The sequence below is a fragment of the Sanguibacter suarezii NBRC 16159 genome, assembly GCF_001552735.1.
Classification (GTDB): Bacteria; Actinomycetota; Actinomycetes; order Actinomycetales; family Cellulomonadaceae; genus Sanguibacter; species Sanguibacter suarezii.
Genome location: NZ_BCRT01000013.1, coordinates 246,123 through 262,134, shown reverse-complemented (window position 1 = coordinate 262,134; position 16,012 = coordinate 246,123). Strand labels below are relative to the sequence as shown.

Genomic DNA, 16,012 nt, shown 5'->3' with positions numbered 1-16,012 from the left:
GCCCCGCCGTCGTCCACGGGACCGTGGGTGAGAGCCTCTGCGTGAGAGCTCCTGCGTGCGCGGACCGTGGGATGTGACGTGCCCGACGGTGCGGCGCGGCTGGGGTCGCCGTGACCCGGCGATCGGGCACGATGGAGACATGACCATCCTCGAGACACTGACCAGCGACCTGACCGTGAGCATGAAGGCCCGTGACGCCTTCCGCACCAACACCCTCCGCCAGATGATCGCCGCGCTGCGCACGGCTGAGAAGGCGGGCAAGACCGCCCACGAGCTGTCCGACGCCGAGGCTGAGGCCGTGCTCACCGGCGAGGTGAAGAAGCGTCGGGAGAGCGCCCAGATCTACACCGAGGCCGGAGCGGACGAGCGCGCCGCGACCGAGACCTCCGAGGCCGACCTCATCGAGAGCTACCTGCCGGCGGCCCTCACCGACGCCGAGCTCGACGCGATCGTCGCCGAGGCCATCGCCTCGACCGGGGCGACCACGGCCAAGGAGATGGGCCAGGTCATGAAGGCCGCCAACGCCGCTGCCGCCGGTCGCGGCCGGGTCGACGGCAAGGTGCTGTCCCAGAAGGTCCGCCAGGCCCTGCAGGGCTGAGCGAGCGCCAGCCGGGCGGGGAGCAGGCGCTGACCGCGTCGCTCCCGCCCGGTGCGCGCTGCCCGTGCGCGCTGGCCGGTGCGAGCTGCCCGGTGCGAGCTACCGCCCGGTGCGGGACTCGATGAGGGAGTCTTCGATCTCCTCGGCCGTGGGCTGGCCACGTCCGCGCCGTCCCGCAGCACGGGACCCAGCCGCACCGGTCCCGGCTGTGCCCCCAGTACCCCCGGCGGTCCCATGACCGTCCGGTCCGGTCTCAGCGTCGTCGAAGGGATGAGCGAGCCCGCCGAGCGCAGCCAGGGTGTTCTCCCGACGTTCGCGCACCACGAGCAGGACGAACCCGCCCACGCCGCCGACGGCGAAGACCCACCACTGGAAGGCGTAGGACAGGTGCGAGCGTGGGTCGGTGTCCGGGGCCGGGAGCGGGGCGACGGCCTGTGCGGGGGCCGGTGTCTCGGAGGCGAGTGCCCCATAGGCCCCGACCGTTCGGCCCTGTGCCCAGGCGCCGCCGTCGGGCCCGGCTGCCAGGACCTGGGCGGTGTTGATGGCCTGGACCTGGCCGTCCGGAGCGCCGTTCGTCGCGGCCGGCTCGTCGGCGCGCAGGCGGACGACCACCTCCACCTCGCCGGCCGGGGGAGCGGGGACCGAGTCCGGCTCGGCGCTGACCCGGCCGTAGCGCAGCCAGCCGCGGTTGATCACCAGGACGGTCCCGTCCTCGGCCTCGAAGGGCACCAGGACGTGGAAGGCCGCCTGGCTCTCCACCGGCCGGTTGCGCAGCAGCACGGTGGCTTCAGGGACGTAGTGGCCGCGCAAGGTCACTTGGCGCCACACGTCCTTCTCGGTCACGACGGCGCCCGGCTCGGGCAGGATCTGCGCGAGCGGCACCGGGGTGGCGGAGTAGTTCTCGGTGATGACCGCGATCGCGGCGTCGCGGTCTACGTGCCGGTTCCACTGCCAGCGCCCAGCGAGGACGCACCCGACCACGAGGACCGCCACGCCGAGGGCGAGGGCGAGCCACTGCGCGCGCGTCCGTCCGCCCGGAGCCGGGGAGGGCGAGCCGGGCGGGGTGGGTGTCGAGGGCGCGGAGGAGGTCTCGGTCACGGCACCGCTCACGGCTGGGTCTGCTGCTCGAGGTCGTCCACCGGGACAGTGCCCTTGAGGAAGCCTCGGGCGCCCAGGAAGGTCTCGAGGTGGTCGCGGTGCTCGTCGCAGGCGAGCCACACCTTCCGGCGCTGCGGGGTGTGGATCTTCGGGTTGTTCCACAACAGCCCCCACACCGCCTGCTGAGGGCACCCCTTTCCGCTGCAGACGAGGTCGTCTGTGATCGGGTCGGCGAGTCCGAGCAGGTCAGTCATGTGGGTCTCCGGCGGAAGGGGGCGACGAGTCCGGTGCGCTCGTCGGCGGGGGGACGGCGGGCGTGGTGGGCGCGCCGGGAAGCTGGTGGTACTCCATGGACGGCAGGTCGTCTCCGCGGAGGTCTCGTCCGACGTTCGCCTCGATGACCGCGATGTACGGCAGGACGACCGCGGCTGCGAGCAGCACCCACATGAGGATCCCGTCGGCGAAGACCGCAGCGATCAGGCAGACCAGCCGGATGCTCATCTGGATGAGGTACCGGCGGGTTCGTCGGGCCTGGTCGTCGCGGAGCGAGTCCGCCGCTGAGGTGATGCGGTGGACCTCGTCCTGAGGGGCCTTGGCGGGTCGGCGCGAGCGCCGCGACCCCTTCGAGCCGGGAGTGTTCACCCTACGAGTTTACGCGCCCCGGGCGCTGTGACGTAGGCCACGGGCAGGCCGTCGTGGTTCCTGTGCGCGGACCGGTCCGGGCGGCGCTGGGGCGCCGGTCTGTAGGGTTCCCACTAGTGAGCAGGTCTGCGCGTGATGATTCCTGCGCGCGGCGAGGACCCCGCGTCGACTACCGTTTCCCCCATCTGTGCACTTCCTGGCCTGCCAGGGTGCCGTCTTGACCGTGAACGAGGAGGACCTGTGGCTGAGGAAACGACCAACGCGGGACGCGTGGTGCTGGTGACCGGCGCGAACCGTGGCATCGGCCGCGCGATCGCCGAGCGCTTCGTCGCCGCAGGCGACCGGGTCGCCACGATCTACCGCAGCGGCGACCTGCCCGACGGCGTCCTCGGCGTGGTCGCCGACGTCACCGACACTGCCGCGGTCGACGCCGCGTTCACGGCGATCGAGGCCGAGCTCGGCCCGGTCGAGGTGCTCGTGGCGAACGCGGGTGTCACCCGCGACCAGCTCCTCATGCGGATGTCCGACGAGGAGTTCGAGTCCGTCATCGACGTCAACCTCACCGGGACCTTCCGGTGCGTGCGCCGAGCCTCCAAGGGCATGATCCGGCTGCGCCGCGGCCGCATCATCCTCATCTCCTCGGTCGTGGGCCTGTACGGCGGCGCCGGCCAGGTCAACTACTCCGCCTCCAAGGCGGCCCTGGTGGGCATGGCCCGCTCGATCACCCGCGAGCTCGGCGGACGAGGCATCACTGCCAACGTCGTCGCCCCCGGCTTCATCGACACGGCCATGACCGCCGAGCTGCCGACCGAGCGCCAGGCCGCCTACAAGGCCGCCATCCCGGCCGGACGCTTCGCCCAGCCGGACGAGGTCGCTGGTGTTGTGCAGTTCCTCGCCTCACCTGATGCTGGATACATCAGCGGGGCCGTCATCCCGGTCGACGGCGGTCTCGGGATGGGCCACTGACCGTTCCTGCTCTCTGCTGCGCGGCACCCGCCGCGTGGTCGCACGTACTACGGTGGCCCACCGCGTGATCGGTGAGCCTGCCGCCGTGGGGATCCGGTGCGTGATCCCCACCCACCTGACGGAAGGAAGACGATGGGCCTGCTTGAAGGCAAGAAGTTGCTCGTGACCGGAGTTCTCACCGACCACTCGATCGCGTTCCACGTCGCGCGTCTGGCGCAGCAGGAAGGCGCCGAGGTGATCCTCACCTCCTTCGGGCGGCAGTTCCGCCTGACCCAGGCGATCGCCAAGCGTCTGCCGAATCCGGTGTCTGTGATCGAGCTCGACGTGACCAGCGACGAGGACCTCGCTGCCCTCGAGGGCCGCATCCGTGAGCACACCGACCACATCGACGGTGTGGTCCACTCGATCGGCTTCGCCCCCCAGTCCGTCATGGGCGGCAACTTCCTCGCCGCTCCGTGGGCCGACGTCGCGACCGCGCTGGAGATCTCGGCCTTCTCGCTGAAGTCCCTCGCCGTGGCCGCCAAGCCGCTCATGTCCTCGGGCGGCTCGATCGTCGGGCTCACCTTCGACGCGAGCTTCGCCTGGCCGGTCTACGACTGGATGGGCGTGGCCAAGGCCGCCTTCGAGTCGACCTCCCGCTACCTCGCGCGTGACCTGGGCCCCGAGGGCATCCGGGTCAACCTCGTCTCTGCGGGACCGATCCGCACCACCGCGGCGAAGTCGATCCCCGGCTTCGAGAAGATGGAGGGCGGCTGGCCCGAGCGCGCCCCCCTCGGCTGGGACCAGACCGACCCCGAGCCGACCGCGCGCGCCGTCGCGGCCCTGCTCTCCGACTGGTTCCCGGCGACCACGGGAGAGATCGTGCACGTGGACGGTGGCGTCCACGCGATGGGACTGTGACGTTGAACCCGATCCAGGTCGCCCGGCGGCTCGTGCTGCTGCGCCACGCCAAGGCGGAGCCGGCGGGGACGGTCGCGGACACGCTGCGCCCGCTCGCGCTGACCGGGCGCAAGCAGGCGGCCCGGGTCGGGCCGGCTCTGGTGGACGCCGACGTCGTCCCTGAGCTCGTGCTGTGCTCGGACGCGGTCCGTACCCGCCAGACCTGGGACCTGCTCAAGGCAGGGCTGGGAGACGCTGAGCCCGAGGTCGTCGTCAGCCCGCAGATCTACTCCGCCGGTGTCGAGGAGATCCTCGAGCTGGTGGGGGCGGTGGACCCGCGGGTCCGCACGGTCCTCGTCGTCGGGCACGAACCGACGATGTCTGCGGTGGCGGCCTATCTCGCCGGTCCTGGCTCTGACCCTGCGGCGCACGCCCAGGTCCAGGTCGGCGTGCCGACCGCGGCCTACTCGGTGCTTGAGTCGGACCTGCCCTGGTCGCAGTGGTCGGCGCGGAGCGCCGTGCTCACGACCCTGGACCGCCCGCACGTCTGACCGACCAGAGGTGTGACCACCTGCTCGTCCGCTCGCTCACGCCGTCGCCCGGCCCCGCACGCTTGGGGGCCGGGCGACGGCGTCGTAGGTGTCCGGCGGGTCAGCCCTGTGCGTCGATGATCTCCAGGACCGCGTCCAGGCGCGGGCCGGCGACGGTGAAGGGCGCCTGCTCCTGCACCACGGGCTTGGCGGCGAAGGCGATGCCGATCCCGGCCGCGCAGATCATGTCCAGGTCGTTCGCGCCGTCGCCGATCGCGACGGTGTGCTCCATCGGCACGCCCTCGGCCGCGGCAAACTCGCGCAGCGACTGCTCCTTGTAGGCCCGGTCCACGACCTGGCCGGTCGTGCGGCCGGTGAGGTGGCCGTCCGAGACCTCGAGGCGGTTGGCGCGGAAGGTCGTGATGCCCACCTCGGCGGCGAGGTCGGCCACGATCTCCTCGAAGCCGCCGGACACCAGGGCCACCGCCCAGCCGCGGCGCTGGCACTCGGCCACGAGCTCGCGGGCGCCGGGGGTGAAGGTCGCGCGGGCGCGGACGTCGTCGAGCACGCTCACCGGCAGGCCCGCGAGGGTGGCGACACGTTCACGCAGGGAGTCGGCGAAGTCGAGCTCGCCGCGCATGGCGCGCTCGGTGATCTCCGCGACGCGCTCCTGCGTGCCCGCGTGTGCGGCGATGAGCTCGATGACCTCCTGGGAGATGAGCGTGGAGTCCACGTCCATGACCACGAGCCGGCGCGGTCCCGTCACGGGCGACGTGGCGGGCGGGGGCGGAGGGGGGCTGGGCTGCGTCGGTAGAGTCACCCGCCCAGCGTAGACGGACCGGAGGCGGCGGTTCCGGGCCGCCCGCGAGGCGGACGCCTGGCCGGCGACGACGAAGGACCCGACCTGCGGGCGTGGGCCTGCGGGTCGGGTCCTGTCGGCGGGGCGGTCAGCACCGCGCCGCGGTCACTCGACGATGGTGCCCTTGGGGACCACCGTGATGCCGGACTCGGTCACGGTGAAGCCGCGGGCGCGGTCCTCCTCGGGGTTGAGGCCGACGCGGGCACGCTCGTGGATGATGACGTTCTTGTCGATGATCGCCCGGTGGACCTGGGCGTGGCGGTGCACCTGGACGTCGTCGAGCAGCACCGAGTCGGAGACCGCCGCCCAGGAGTGCAGGTGCACACCGGGGGACAGGACCGACCCGACGACGGTCGCACCGGAGATGAGCACACCGGGGGAGACGATCGAGTCCGCCGCGTGCCCCAGGCGCCCGGCCCCGGCGTGCACGAACTTCGCCGGAGGGAGACCGACGTAGCCGGTGTGCAGCGGCCACTTGGAGTTGTACAGGTTGAACACCGGGGTGACCGCGATGAGGTCCTTGTTGGCGTCGTAGTAGGAGTCGATGGTCCCCACGTCACGCCAGTAGTCGCGGTCGCGGTCGGTGGACCCGGGGACGTCGTTGCGGATGAAGTCGTAGACCCCAGCCGTCCCGCGGTCGACGAAGTACGGCACGATGTCGCCGCCCATGTCGTGGCGGGAGTCCTTGTTCTCGGAGTCTCGGGTGACAGCCTCCACGAGGGCGTCGGCGTTGATGACGTAGTTGCCCATCGAGGCGAGGATCTCCCCGGGGGAGTCGGCCAGACCGACGGGGTCCACGGGCTTCTCGAGGAAGGCGCGGATCTTCGTCGGGTCGTCGGGCATCGTGTCGATGACGCCGAACTCCGTCGCGAGGGCGATCGGCTGGCGGATGCCGGCGACGGTCATCTCCGCGCCGGAGGCGATGTGGGCGTCGACCATCTGGGAGAAGTCCATGCGGTAGACGTGGTCCGCGCCGACCACGACGACGATGTCCGGGCGCTCGTCCTCGATGATGTTCAGGCACTGGAAGATGGCGTCCGCGGAGCCCAGGTACCAGTGCTTGCCCACGCGCTGCTGAGCGGGGACGGGGGCCACGTAGTTGCCGAGCAGGGCAGACATCCGCCAGGTCTTGGAGATGTGACGGTCCAGGCTGTGCGACTTGTACTGGGTGAGCACGACGATGTGCAGGTAGTGGGAGTTGACCAGGTTCGACAGGGCAAAGTCGACAAGCCGGTAGATCCCGCCGAACGGCACGGCGGGTTTGGCACGGTGTGCCGTCAGCGGCTTGAGTCGGTTGCCTTCGCCACCTGCGAGGACGATCGCGAGAACTTTAGGGGCTGCCATGCCATGACCCTAAAGCCGAAGAGCCCCGATCGCAGCAAGACGCGCTACGGTGTCGACCGTGAGAATTGATCTGTTGACCCGTGAGTACCCGCCGTTCGTCTACGGGGGAGCCGGCGTTCATGTCGCCGAGCTGTCCGCCGTGCTGCGCAGCCGCATCGACGTGCGGGTCCGGTGCTTCGACGGCCCCCGGACCGGCGACGACGCAGTCGAGGGGGTGACGGGGTACGCGGTCCCGGCCGAGCTGGCCGGCGCTGACCCGGTGCTCGCCACCTTCGGGGTGGACCTGGAGATGGCCGCCGACGTGGCCGGCGCGGACCTCGTGCACTCCCACACCTGGTACGCCAACCTCGCCGGGCACATGGCCGGGCTGCTCAACGGCATCCCGCACGTGCTCTCCGCCCACTCATTGGAGCCCTTGCGCCCCTGGAAGGCCGAGCAGCTCGGCGGCGGCTACGCCCTGTCCAGCTGGGCCGAGCGCACCGCCTACGAGGGCGCGGCGGGGATCATCGCGGTGAGCGCCGGCATGCGCCGCGACATCCTCAAGGCGTACCCGACCGTCGACCCGGCCAAGGTGCACGTGGTCCACAACGGCATCGACCTGGCCGGCTGGCGCCGACCCGAGGGTGCCGAGGCCGAGCGCGGCGACGCCGTCGTGCGCGGGCTGGGGATCGACCCGGACCGTCCCGCGGTCGTCTTCGTCGGACGCATCACCCGGCAGAAGGGCCTGCCCTACCTGCTCCAGGCCGCCGAGCGGCTGCCCGCGGACGTCCAGCTCATCCTGTGCGCCGGTGCCCCCGACACCCCGGAGATCGCCGCCGAGGTGGCGGACGCCGTCGCTGAGCTGTCGCGCAAGCGCACCGGCGTGGTCTGGATCGAAGAGATGCTGCCGCGCCCGGACCTCGTTGCGGTGCTCGCGGCGTCGACCGTCTTCGTGTGCCCCTCGATCTACGAGCCGCTGGGCATCGTCAACCTCGAGGCGATGGCCGTGGGGCTGCCGGTGGTCGGCAGCGCGACCGGTGGCATCCCCGAGGTGATCGAGGACGGGGTGACCGGCCTGCTGGTGCCCATCGACCAGGCTCAGGACGGCACGGGCACCCCGACCGACCCGGAGAAGTTCGTCTCCGACCTGGTGGCTGCTCTCGTCGCGGTGGTCAGCGACCCGCAGCGCGCCGCGCAGATGGGCGCCGCCGCCCGCAAGCGCGTCGAAGACCACTTCGCCTGGGACGCCATCGCCGACCGCACCCTCGCCGTCTACGAGTCCGTCCTCGCCGCCACCCCCTGACCCACCCGAGCCTCTCGGCCCCGCCCACCTCACCCACCCCCACCCACACCCACACCCCGCTGAGTGCGTGAAAATGCGCGTGTCGCCCCGGCGTGTCGCGTACACAATCGCGCACTCAGCGGAACGGCGGGACGGCGGAGCGGTGGGGCGGTGGGGCGGGCGTGGAGGGGTGGATGGGTTAGGGGATGAGCTGGGTGTGGAGGGTGGCGGCTGACATCGCGCGGCGGGCTGCTCGGTCCACCTCGCGCAGGGCGGTGGACCGCTGGTCGGCCTGCCAGAGGTTGACCGCACCGCCGTCGTCCTCGGTGGCCAGGTCGACGATCGCCCGCAGCCGGGCGGCGGACTGGAAGACGTGCGACCGGCGCGGGTCCAGGGACGGCGGCAGGTAAGGGCGCAGGTCGACCACCTCGCGCAGCGCCGCGATGGCCTCGCCGGCAGCGTCGCGCCAGCGCGAGACATCGAGCTCCATCAATGCTTCGGTCGCCTCTCGCAGGCCGCGCTGCAGCTCCCGCTCGGCCTCGCCCAGGGAGCCGACCGTGCCCAGCGCGCGGTTCTCCCACGCCTCCACGCGCGCCACCTCCCAGGTGACGTGGAAGCCAGGCTCCAGCGCGCTGCCGAAGGGCTCCACGTCAGGGACCAGCGCCCAGTGCTCGACGCCGTCCCCACCCGCACCGCCGCTCGCCTGCGCCGGCAGCGTCACCAGGACGCATTCCTCGGCTTCGATGGCTGCGGCGCTCACCGCAGCCGGGACGCCCATGGCGTCACCGGGCCCCGGGAACAGGGCGGCCACCGAGGCGAGGCGCCCCGACCACAGGTGGAACAGGGCGGCGAGGCTGTCCACGGTGAGCCCCGGCGGGAGGTCCCCGCGCAGCTGGTGGGGTTCGTCGTCGTGCATGATGACGCGCAGGGCTGCGACCTGGGTGCGGTCGTCGGGGGCGCCGGCCCACAGCCAGGCGGCCAAGGTCGCCGACCGCGGCAGGATCGCGCCCGGGTCGGGAGCGGGACGGCCATGGTCGGGCTGAGAGGGGGGAGTCGGCGAGATCACGCAGTCAAAACTACTCTGGTCGTCGATTCTGGCTCTCCAGAGCTCCGGATGCCGATAGGGTCTGAAACCATGACCTGGGTTCTGGACCTTCACAACGTTTCTGTCCGCCGTGGTGAGAAGAACATCCTCGACGACGTGTCGTGGCAGATCGCCGAGGGGGAGCGGTGGGTCATCCTCGGGCGCAACGGCGCCGGGAAGACCACCCTGCTGCAGATCGCCGCCGCGCGGATGCACCCCACCACCGGCACCGCCACCATCCTCGGCTCCCAGCTGGGGCGCGTCGACGTCTTCGAGCTGCGTCCGCGGATCGGGCTCGCCAGCGCGGCCCTCGCCGAGCGCATCCCGCCCTCGGAGACCGTCACCGACGTGGTGCTCACCGCGGCCTACGCCGTGACCGGTCGGTGGCGCGAAGCCTACGAGGACCTCGACCAGGACCGGGCGCGGGACCTGCTCGCCGCCTTCGGCGTCGACCACCTCGCCGACCGGCGCTTCGGCACGCTGAGCGAGGGCGAGCGCAAGCGCGTCCAGATCGCCCGTGCGCTCATGACCGACCCCGAGCTGCTCCTGCTCGACGAGCCGGCCGCCGGGCTGGACCTGGGCGGGCGCGAGGAGCTCGTCGGTGCGCTCTCCGAGCTTGCCGCCTACCCGCAGTCCCCGGTGCTCGTGCTCGTCACCCACCACGTCGAGGAGATCCCGCCGGGCTTCACCCACGTCATGCTCATGCGCGACGGCGGGATCCATGTCGCCGGGCCGATCGAGGAGGTCCTCACCGACGAGCACCTGTCGGGTGCCTTCGGTCTCGACCTCGAGGTCTCGCGCAGCGGTGACCGGTGGTCGGCCCGCGCCGCTCAGCGCGCCACCCGCTCGGGTGGGCACTCCGGCTGACCCGGTGCGGCCGAGCGGTTCGGCCGGCTTTCGCCGCCGAACCGCCGCCGCATCCGTCGGTGCAGGTCACATCGCTGTTCGCCATACTCGCCGAGGTGGCCAGGGGGGTGCATCAACCCCCGGTCATAGAGTAAAGTTCAGGTAAAGCCGATGAGGGCTTGACGGACGGAGGCAGTCATGGACTGGTACTGGTGGGTCGCCGCAGCATTTCTCCTCGTGGTCGTGGAGATGGTCTCTCTCGACCTCGTCCTCATCATGTTCGCCGGTGGCGCTGTCGCCGCCGGTGTAGCCAGCGCTCTCGGCGCACCGCTGATCGTGCAGATCCTCGTCTTCGGCATCGTCTCGACGTTGCTGCTGTTCGCCCTGCGCCCGTGGCTGCTGAAGTACCTGCGCCAGCGCACCCCGCTGACCGAGACCAACGTGCACGCCCAGGTCGGGCGGACCGGGACGGTCGTCGCGGAGGTGACCGACGACGGCGGACGGATCAAGCTCTTCGGCGAGGTCTGGACCGCGCGCGCGGCCGGGAACCAGCGCTTCCCCGTGGGCACCGACGTCAAGGTGGTCCGCATCGACGGTGCGACCGCCGTCGTCGAGGCTGCCACCTCCACCAACACCTCCACCGGCCCAGCGGCCATCGCCTGACCCGGCAGCGACCGGCGCCGCAGGCACGTCCTCCAGGACACCTCGTCTGATCCGCAGCATCCACGCACCTGAGCGAGAGGACTCTCCATGCCTGAAGACACTGGGCAGATCATTGGCATCGTCATCGCGGGGCTGATCGCCCTGTTCTTCATCATCGCGCTGACCCGCGCGGTCAAGGTCGTGCCGCAGACCGTCGCGCTGATCGTCCAGCGCCTCGGCCGCTACTCCCGCACCCTCGACGCCGGGATGCACTTCCTCATCCCGTTCATCGACAAGGTCCGCGCCGGGGTGGACCTGCGTGAGCAGGTCGTCTCCTTCCCGCCGCAGCCCGTCATCACCTCTGACAACCTCGTCGTGAGCATCGACACGGTGCTCTACTTCCAGGTCACCGACCCCAAGTCGGCGGTCTACGAGATCGCCAACTACATCACCGCGATCGAGCAGCTCACCGTCACCACCCTGCGTAACGTCATCGGCTCGATGGACCTCGAGCAGACCTTGACCAGCCGTGACCAGATCAACGGCCAGCTCCGCGGCGTGCTCGACGAGGCGACCGGCCGGTGGGGGATCCGCGTCAACCGCGTGGAGCTCAAGTCCATCGACCCGCCCCAGTCCATCCAGGGTTCGATGGAGCAGCAGATGCGCGCCGAGCGTGACCGCCGCGCCGCGATCCTCACGGCCGAGGGGTTCAAGCAGTCCCAGATCCTCACCGCCGAGGGTGAGAAGCAGGCAGCGGTCCTGCGGGCCGAGGGTGCGGCCCAGGCTGCGATCCTCACCGCCGAGGGTGAGGCCCGCGCCATCCTGCAGGTCTTCGACGCCATCCACGAGGGCGACGCGACGCCCAAGCTGCTGGCCTACCAGTACCTCCAGATGCTCCCCGAGATCGCCAACGGGCAGTCGTCGAAGATGTGGATCGTGCCGGCGGAGTTCACCGCCGCGCTGGACTCCATCACCAAGGGCTTCGGCGGCATCGTCGGCGGCTCTGACGGCGAGGACGAGGAGGTGTCCAAGGAGTCTGCAGCGGCTCGCCGCGAACGCTCCAAGACCACCCTCAAGCCCGCCCTGGAGGACCCGACGCAGGCCCTCGCCGAGGCGCGCCGCCTCGCCGAGGCCGCCACCGCGGACGCCACGAGCGCCGGCACGCAGTCCGGTGCCCCGTTCGACCCCTCCCGTGAGGCCGGACAGCGCCCCAGCGGCGCCCAGGGCGTTCCGCCCGTGACCCCGCCGATGCCCCGTCCGCTGGGCACCGAGGGCGGTCCGTTCGCGCCGCCGCCCGCCGGCCCGGACGACACGCCCGAGCAGGGGCAGCAGCCTCGGGAGATCTGAGTCTCGTCTCGCCCGTGCGCGCGGACAGGGCCGCACACCGTAGTCTGACGAACGGCCGTTCTCCGGCCGATCGTCTGACAGGGTGTGTGGCCCTGTCCTGTTAGTGCTGAAATGAGGACTGGCATGCTCCTCAAGCTGCTCAAGACCTATCTGGCGCCCTACCGCAGCGCGCTGATCCTCGTGATCGTCCTGCAGCTCGTGCAGACCATCGCGTCCCTGTACCTGCCCAGCCTCAACGCCGACATCATCGACAACGGCGTCACCCGGGGCAACACGACGTACATCATCGAGGTCGGCGCCGTCATGCTGGCCGTGAGCCTGGGGCAGATCCTCTGCGCCATCGCCGCCGTGTACTTCGGTGCGCGCGCCGCGATGGGCTTCGGCCGCGACGTCCGCAACGCCCTCTTCACCAACGTGCAGAAGTTCTCCGGCCAGGACGTCGCCACCTTCGGCGCTCCGTCCTTGATCACCCGCACGACCAACGACGTCCAGCAGGTGCAGATGGTCACCATGATGGGTCTGACCATCATGGTCATCGCACCGATCATGCTCGTCGGCGGGGTCATCATGGCGCTGCAGCAGGACGCCGGGCTGTCGGGGCTGCTCGTCATCATCGTCCCCGTCCTCGGGGTGACCGTGGCGTTCATCGTCTCCCGGATGGTGCCCTACTTCCGGGCCATGCAGAAGCGCATCGACCGGATCAACTCCGTGCTGCGCGAGCAGATCACCGGCATCCGGGTGATCCGCGCCTTCGTCAAGGAGCGGCACGAGGAGGAGCGGTTCGCCGTCGCGAACACCGAGCTCTATGACACGTCCTTGCGGGTGGGCAAGCTCATGGCGCTGATGTTCCCGGTGGTCATGCTCATCATGAACCTCTCGAGCGTGGCCGTCATGTGGTTCGGCGCCCAGCGGATCAACGCCGGCGACATGCAGATCGGCGCCCTGACCGCCTTCCTCAGCTACATCATGTACATCCTCATGGCCGTCATGATGTCCACGATGATCTTCATGATGGTCCCGCGTGCGGCCGTCTCGGCCGAGCGGATCACCGAGGTGCTGGACACCCAGTCCTCGGTCGTGGAGCCCCTCCGACCCATCCCCCTGCACGACGCCGTCGGCCGGGTCGAGTTCGTCGGCGTGGAGTTCCGCTACCCCGGCGCTCAGGACCCGGTCTTGTCGGCCCTGAGCTTCACCGCCGAGCCCGGGCAGACCACCGCGATCATCGGGTCCACGGGCTCGGGCAAGTCCACCGTGATGAACCTCGTCCCGCGGCTGTTCGACGCCACCGGCGGCTCGATCCGCGTGGACGGCGTGGACGTGCGGGACCTCGCCGGGCAGGACCTGTGGGCCCTCATCGGGATGGTGCCCCAGAAGCCCTTCCTGTTCTCGGGGACCATCGCCACCAACCTCGCCTACGGGCTCGAGGGCGCCACCGAGGAGCAGATGTGGGACGCGCTGGAGACGGCGCAGGCCAAGTCCTTCGTCGAGGCCCTCGCCGACGGCCTGGACACCCCCGTCTCCCAGGGCGGGACGAACTTCTCCGGCGGGCAGCGCCAGCGTCTGGCGATCGCCCGGGCAATCATCCGTGACCCGCGGATCGTCCTCTTCGACGACTCCTTCTCCGCCCTCGACTACGCCACCGACGCAGCTCTGCGCAAGGCGCTGGCGGTGCGGACCAAGCACTCGACGATGATCGTCGTCGCCCAGCGGGTGGCCACCATCCGCACGGCGGAGAAGATCATCGTCCTCGACCACGGCCGGATCGTGGGGCAGGGCACCCACACCGAGCTGCTCGCCGACTGTCAGACCTACCAGGAGATCGTCTTCTCCCAGCTGTCCGTGGAGGAGGCCGCATGACCGCCGACGACACCACCCCGGAGGAGTCGACCGGGAAGGCCGGGGCAGCAGGACCTGCAGCCACCGGCGACAAGGCCCTCGTCCGCGCTGCCGCACGCGGCAGCAAGGGGCACGGCCGAGGTCCCATGGGCGGGATGGGCATGCCCACCGAGAAGGCGATGGACTTCCGGGGGTCGCTGCGCCGCTTCGCCGGCCACCTGCGCCCGGAACGTCTGCGGATCGTGGTGGTGACGGTGCTCGCCGTCGTCTCGGTGGCCCTGGCTGTCACCGGTCCCAAGCTGCTGGGCAACGCCACCAACCTCATCTTCGAAGGGGCGATCGGCGCCCAGCTGCCGGCCGGCCAGAGCCAGGCTGAGGTGATCGCCGGGCTGCGCGCCTCGGGCCAGGACCAGCTCGCCGACCTCATCTCAGGCATGTCTGTCACCCCCGGCCAGGGGCTGGACACCGCGGCGCTGCGCACCGTGCTCCTGCTCGTCGTTGCGGTCTACGTGGGGTCCTTCCTCTTCGGCTGGCTGCAGGGCCGGTTCACCGCGACCATCGTGCAGAACACGGTGCGCACCCTGCGTGACGAGGTCGAGGCGAAGATCAACCGCCTGCCGCTGAGCTACTTCGACCGCCAGCAGCGCGGTGAGGTGCTCTCCCGGGTGACCAACGACATCGACAACGTCGCACAGACCCTCCAGCAGACGCTGTCCCAGCTCGTCACGTCGATCCTGACGATCATCGGCGTGCTCGGCATGATGTTCTGGATCTCCCCGCTGCTGGCAGTCGTCGCGCTCATCACCGTCCCGCTGTCGATCATCATCACCGCGGCGATCGCCAAGCGGTCCCAGCCGCAGTTCATCAAGCAGTGGGCCGCGACCGGGACGGTCAACGCCCATGTGGAGGAGATGTACTCCGGGCACGCGCTGGTCAAGGTGTTCGGCCACCAGGACAGCGCGATCGAGACGTTCACGGCGGAGAACGCCGAGCTCTACGAGTCGAGCTTCAAGGCGCAGTTCATCTCCGGGATCATCCAGCCGGCCATGGGCTTCATCGCCAACCTCAACTACGTCATCGTGGCGGTCGTCGGCGGGCTGCGGGTGGCCTCGGGGACCATGTCCCTCGGCGACGTGCAGGCCTTCATCCAGTACTCGCGCCAGTTCACCCAGCCCATCACGCAGGTCGCCTCGATGATGAACCTGCTGCAGTCCGGCGTCGCCTCGGTCGAGCGGGTCTTCGAGCTGCTCGACGCGCAGGAGCAGACCCCAGACCCGGCTGACCCCACACACCTGCCGCAGGTGCGCGGGCGCGTCGCCTTCGAGGACGTGGCCTTCCGCTACACCCCGGACGTGCCGCTCATCTCCTCGCTCTCCCTCGTGGCCGAGCCCGGCCAGACGGTCGCGATCGTGGGGCCGACGGGAGCGGGCAAGACCACGCTGGTCAACCTCATCATGCGGTTCTACGAGGTGAGCTCGGGGCGGATCACCCTCGACGGCGTGGACATCTCGACCATGACCCGCGACGAGCTGCGCTCCAACATCGGCATGGTGCTGCAGGACACGTGGCTGTTCAACGGGACCATCGCGGACAACATCCGCTACGGCGCGCGCGGCGAGGTGAGCCAGGAGGAGCTCATCGAGGCGGCCGAGGCCACCCACGTCGACCACTTCGTGCGGACCCTGCCGGAGGGCTACGACACGGTGCTCACCGACGAGGGCGGCAGCGTCAGCGCGGGGGAGAAGCAGCTCTTGACGATCGCCCGGGCCTTCCTGGCAGACCCGGCGATCCTCATCCTCGACGAGGCGACCTCCTCGGTGGACACCCGCACCGAGGTGCTCGTGCAGACGGCGATGAACGCGCTGCGCCAGGGGCGGACGAGCTTCGTCATCGCCCACCGCCTGTCCACCATCCGCGACGCGGACGTCATCCTCGTCATGGAGCACGGGGACATCGTCGAGCAGGGCGACCACGACTCGCTGCTGGCAGCGGGCGGGGCTTATGCCCGCCTCTACCAGAGCCAGTTCGCCGCGGCCGACGCCGACTGAGTGGTAGGCCCGACGCCGCCCCTTCCCGCTAC

General features: G+C 70.6%; 16 protein-coding genes. 10 read left to right on the top strand and 6 right to left on the bottom strand.

What is annotated here, in order from left to right; translation table 11 throughout:
- The first annotated feature begins 139 nt into the window (after positions 1 to 139).
- Complete coding sequence (locus SS2_RS09125; protein WP_066463235.1) at positions 140 to 598, top strand: GatB/YqeY domain-containing protein; 459 nt, start codon at positions 140 to 142, stop codon at positions 596 to 598.
- 99 nt (positions 599 to 697) lie between these two features.
- Here the strand turns inward: SS2_RS09125 and SS2_RS09120 are convergent, their stop codons facing one another.
- The 3 genes from SS2_RS09120 to SS2_RS09110 are packed head-to-tail and all read right to left on the bottom strand — an operon-like array spanning position 698 to position 2,338.
- Positions 698 to 1,708 (bottom strand): SURF1 family cytochrome oxidase biogenesis protein, encoded by a 1,011-nt coding sequence (locus tag SS2_RS09120; RefSeq protein WP_245643474.1) that lies wholly within the window; start codon positions 1,706 to 1,708, stop codon positions 698 to 700.
- On the bottom strand, positions 1,705 to 1,950 hold the full coding sequence (locus SS2_RS09115; protein ID WP_066463232.1) for a hypothetical protein: 246 nt from the start codon (positions 1,948 to 1,950) through the stop codon (positions 1,705 to 1,707). The genes SS2_RS09120 and SS2_RS09115 overlap by 4 nt, the downstream gene beginning before the upstream one ends.
- Positions 1,943 to 2,338, bottom strand: coding sequence for a DUF3099 domain-containing protein (locus SS2_RS09110; RefSeq protein ID WP_083942055.1), 396 nt, complete (start codon positions 2,336 to 2,338; stop codon positions 1,943 to 1,945). The genes SS2_RS09115 and SS2_RS09110 overlap by 8 nt, the downstream gene beginning before the upstream one ends.
- Before the next feature lie 240 nt (positions 2,339 to 2,578).
- Between SS2_RS09110 and fabG the strand changes: the two genes are divergently transcribed.
- The 3 genes from fabG (at position 2,579) to SS2_RS09095 (ending at position 4,734) form a co-directional block, all read left to right on the top strand.
- On the top strand, positions 2,579 to 3,304 hold the full coding sequence (gene fabG, locus SS2_RS09105) for a 3-oxoacyl-ACP reductase FabG (protein WP_066463230.1): 726 nt from the start codon (positions 2,579 to 2,581) through the stop codon (positions 3,302 to 3,304).
- Positions 3,305 to 3,436: 132 nt separating this feature from the next.
- Positions 3,437 to 4,204 carry an enoyl-ACP reductase FabI gene (fabI, locus tag SS2_RS09100; RefSeq protein WP_066463228.1) on the top strand — a complete coding sequence of 256 codons (768 nt, stop codon included), beginning with the start codon at positions 3,437 to 3,439 and terminating at the stop codon, positions 4,202 to 4,204.
- Complete coding sequence (locus tag SS2_RS09095) at positions 4,201 to 4,734, top strand: SixA phosphatase family protein (protein ID WP_245643472.1); 534 nt, start codon at positions 4,201 to 4,203, stop codon at positions 4,732 to 4,734. Before fabI ends, SS2_RS09095 begins: the two co-directional genes overlap by 4 nt.
- A 100-nt stretch (positions 4,735 to 4,834) precedes the next feature.
- Here the strand turns inward: SS2_RS09095 and serB are convergent, their stop codons facing one another.
- Positions 4,835 to 5,533: a phosphoserine phosphatase SerB gene (gene serB / locus SS2_RS09090; RefSeq protein ID WP_439646296.1), complete on the bottom strand. Its 699-nt coding sequence runs from the start codon at positions 5,531 to 5,533 to the stop codon at positions 4,835 to 4,837.
- A 144-nt stretch (positions 5,534 to 5,677) separates the two neighbouring features.
- Entirely contained in the window at positions 5,678 to 6,916 is a 1,239-nt protein-coding gene (locus SS2_RS09085; RefSeq protein WP_066463226.1) for a glucose-1-phosphate adenylyltransferase, read from the bottom strand.
- Between the two features lie 58 nt (positions 6,917 to 6,974).
- Between SS2_RS09085 and glgA the strand changes: the two genes are divergently transcribed.
- On the top strand, positions 6,975 to 8,198 hold the full coding sequence (gene glgA / locus SS2_RS09080; protein ID WP_066463292.1) for a glycogen synthase: 1,224 nt from the start codon (positions 6,975 to 6,977) through the stop codon (positions 8,196 to 8,198).
- A gap of 178 nt (positions 8,199 to 8,376) precedes the next feature.
- Here glgA and SS2_RS09075 read toward each other — a convergent pair whose 3' ends face one another.
- Positions 8,377 to 9,243 carry an Rv1486c family protein gene (locus SS2_RS09075; protein WP_245643470.1) on the bottom strand — a complete coding sequence of 289 codons (867 nt, stop codon included), beginning with the start codon at positions 9,241 to 9,243 and terminating at the stop codon, positions 8,377 to 8,379.
- Positions 9,244 to 9,312: 69 nt separating this feature from the next.
- Between SS2_RS09075 and SS2_RS09070 the strand changes: the two genes are divergently transcribed.
- The 5 genes from SS2_RS09070 (at position 9,313) to SS2_RS09050 (ending at position 15,980) form a co-directional block, all read left to right on the top strand.
- A complete protein-coding gene (locus SS2_RS09070; protein WP_066463224.1) occupies positions 9,313 to 10,128 on the top strand; it encodes an ABC transporter ATP-binding protein in 816 nt (271 codons plus the stop codon).
- A 177-nt stretch (positions 10,129 to 10,305) separates the two neighbouring features.
- The gene (locus tag SS2_RS09065) at positions 10,306 to 10,770 is read left to right on the top strand and encodes an NfeD family protein (RefSeq protein ID WP_066463222.1); all 465 of its coding nucleotides are present in this window, start codon (positions 10,306 to 10,308) and stop codon (positions 10,768 to 10,770) included.
- Positions 10,771 to 10,857: 87 nt separating this feature from the next.
- Positions 10,858 to 12,096 carry an SPFH domain-containing protein gene (locus SS2_RS09060; protein ID WP_066463220.1) on the top strand — a complete coding sequence of 413 codons (1,239 nt, stop codon included), beginning with the start codon at positions 10,858 to 10,860 and terminating at the stop codon, positions 12,094 to 12,096.
- A 123-nt stretch (positions 12,097 to 12,219) separates the two neighbouring features.
- Complete coding sequence (locus tag SS2_RS09055; protein ID WP_066463218.1) at positions 12,220 to 13,953, top strand: ABC transporter ATP-binding protein; 1,734 nt, start codon at positions 12,220 to 12,222, stop codon at positions 13,951 to 13,953.
- On the top strand, positions 13,950 to 15,980 hold the full coding sequence (locus SS2_RS09050; RefSeq protein ID WP_083942049.1) for an ABC transporter ATP-binding protein: 2,031 nt from the start codon (positions 13,950 to 13,952) through the stop codon (positions 15,978 to 15,980). Before SS2_RS09055 ends, SS2_RS09050 begins: the two co-directional genes overlap by 4 nt.
- The last annotated feature ends 32 nt before the right edge of the window (positions 15,981 to 16,012 follow it).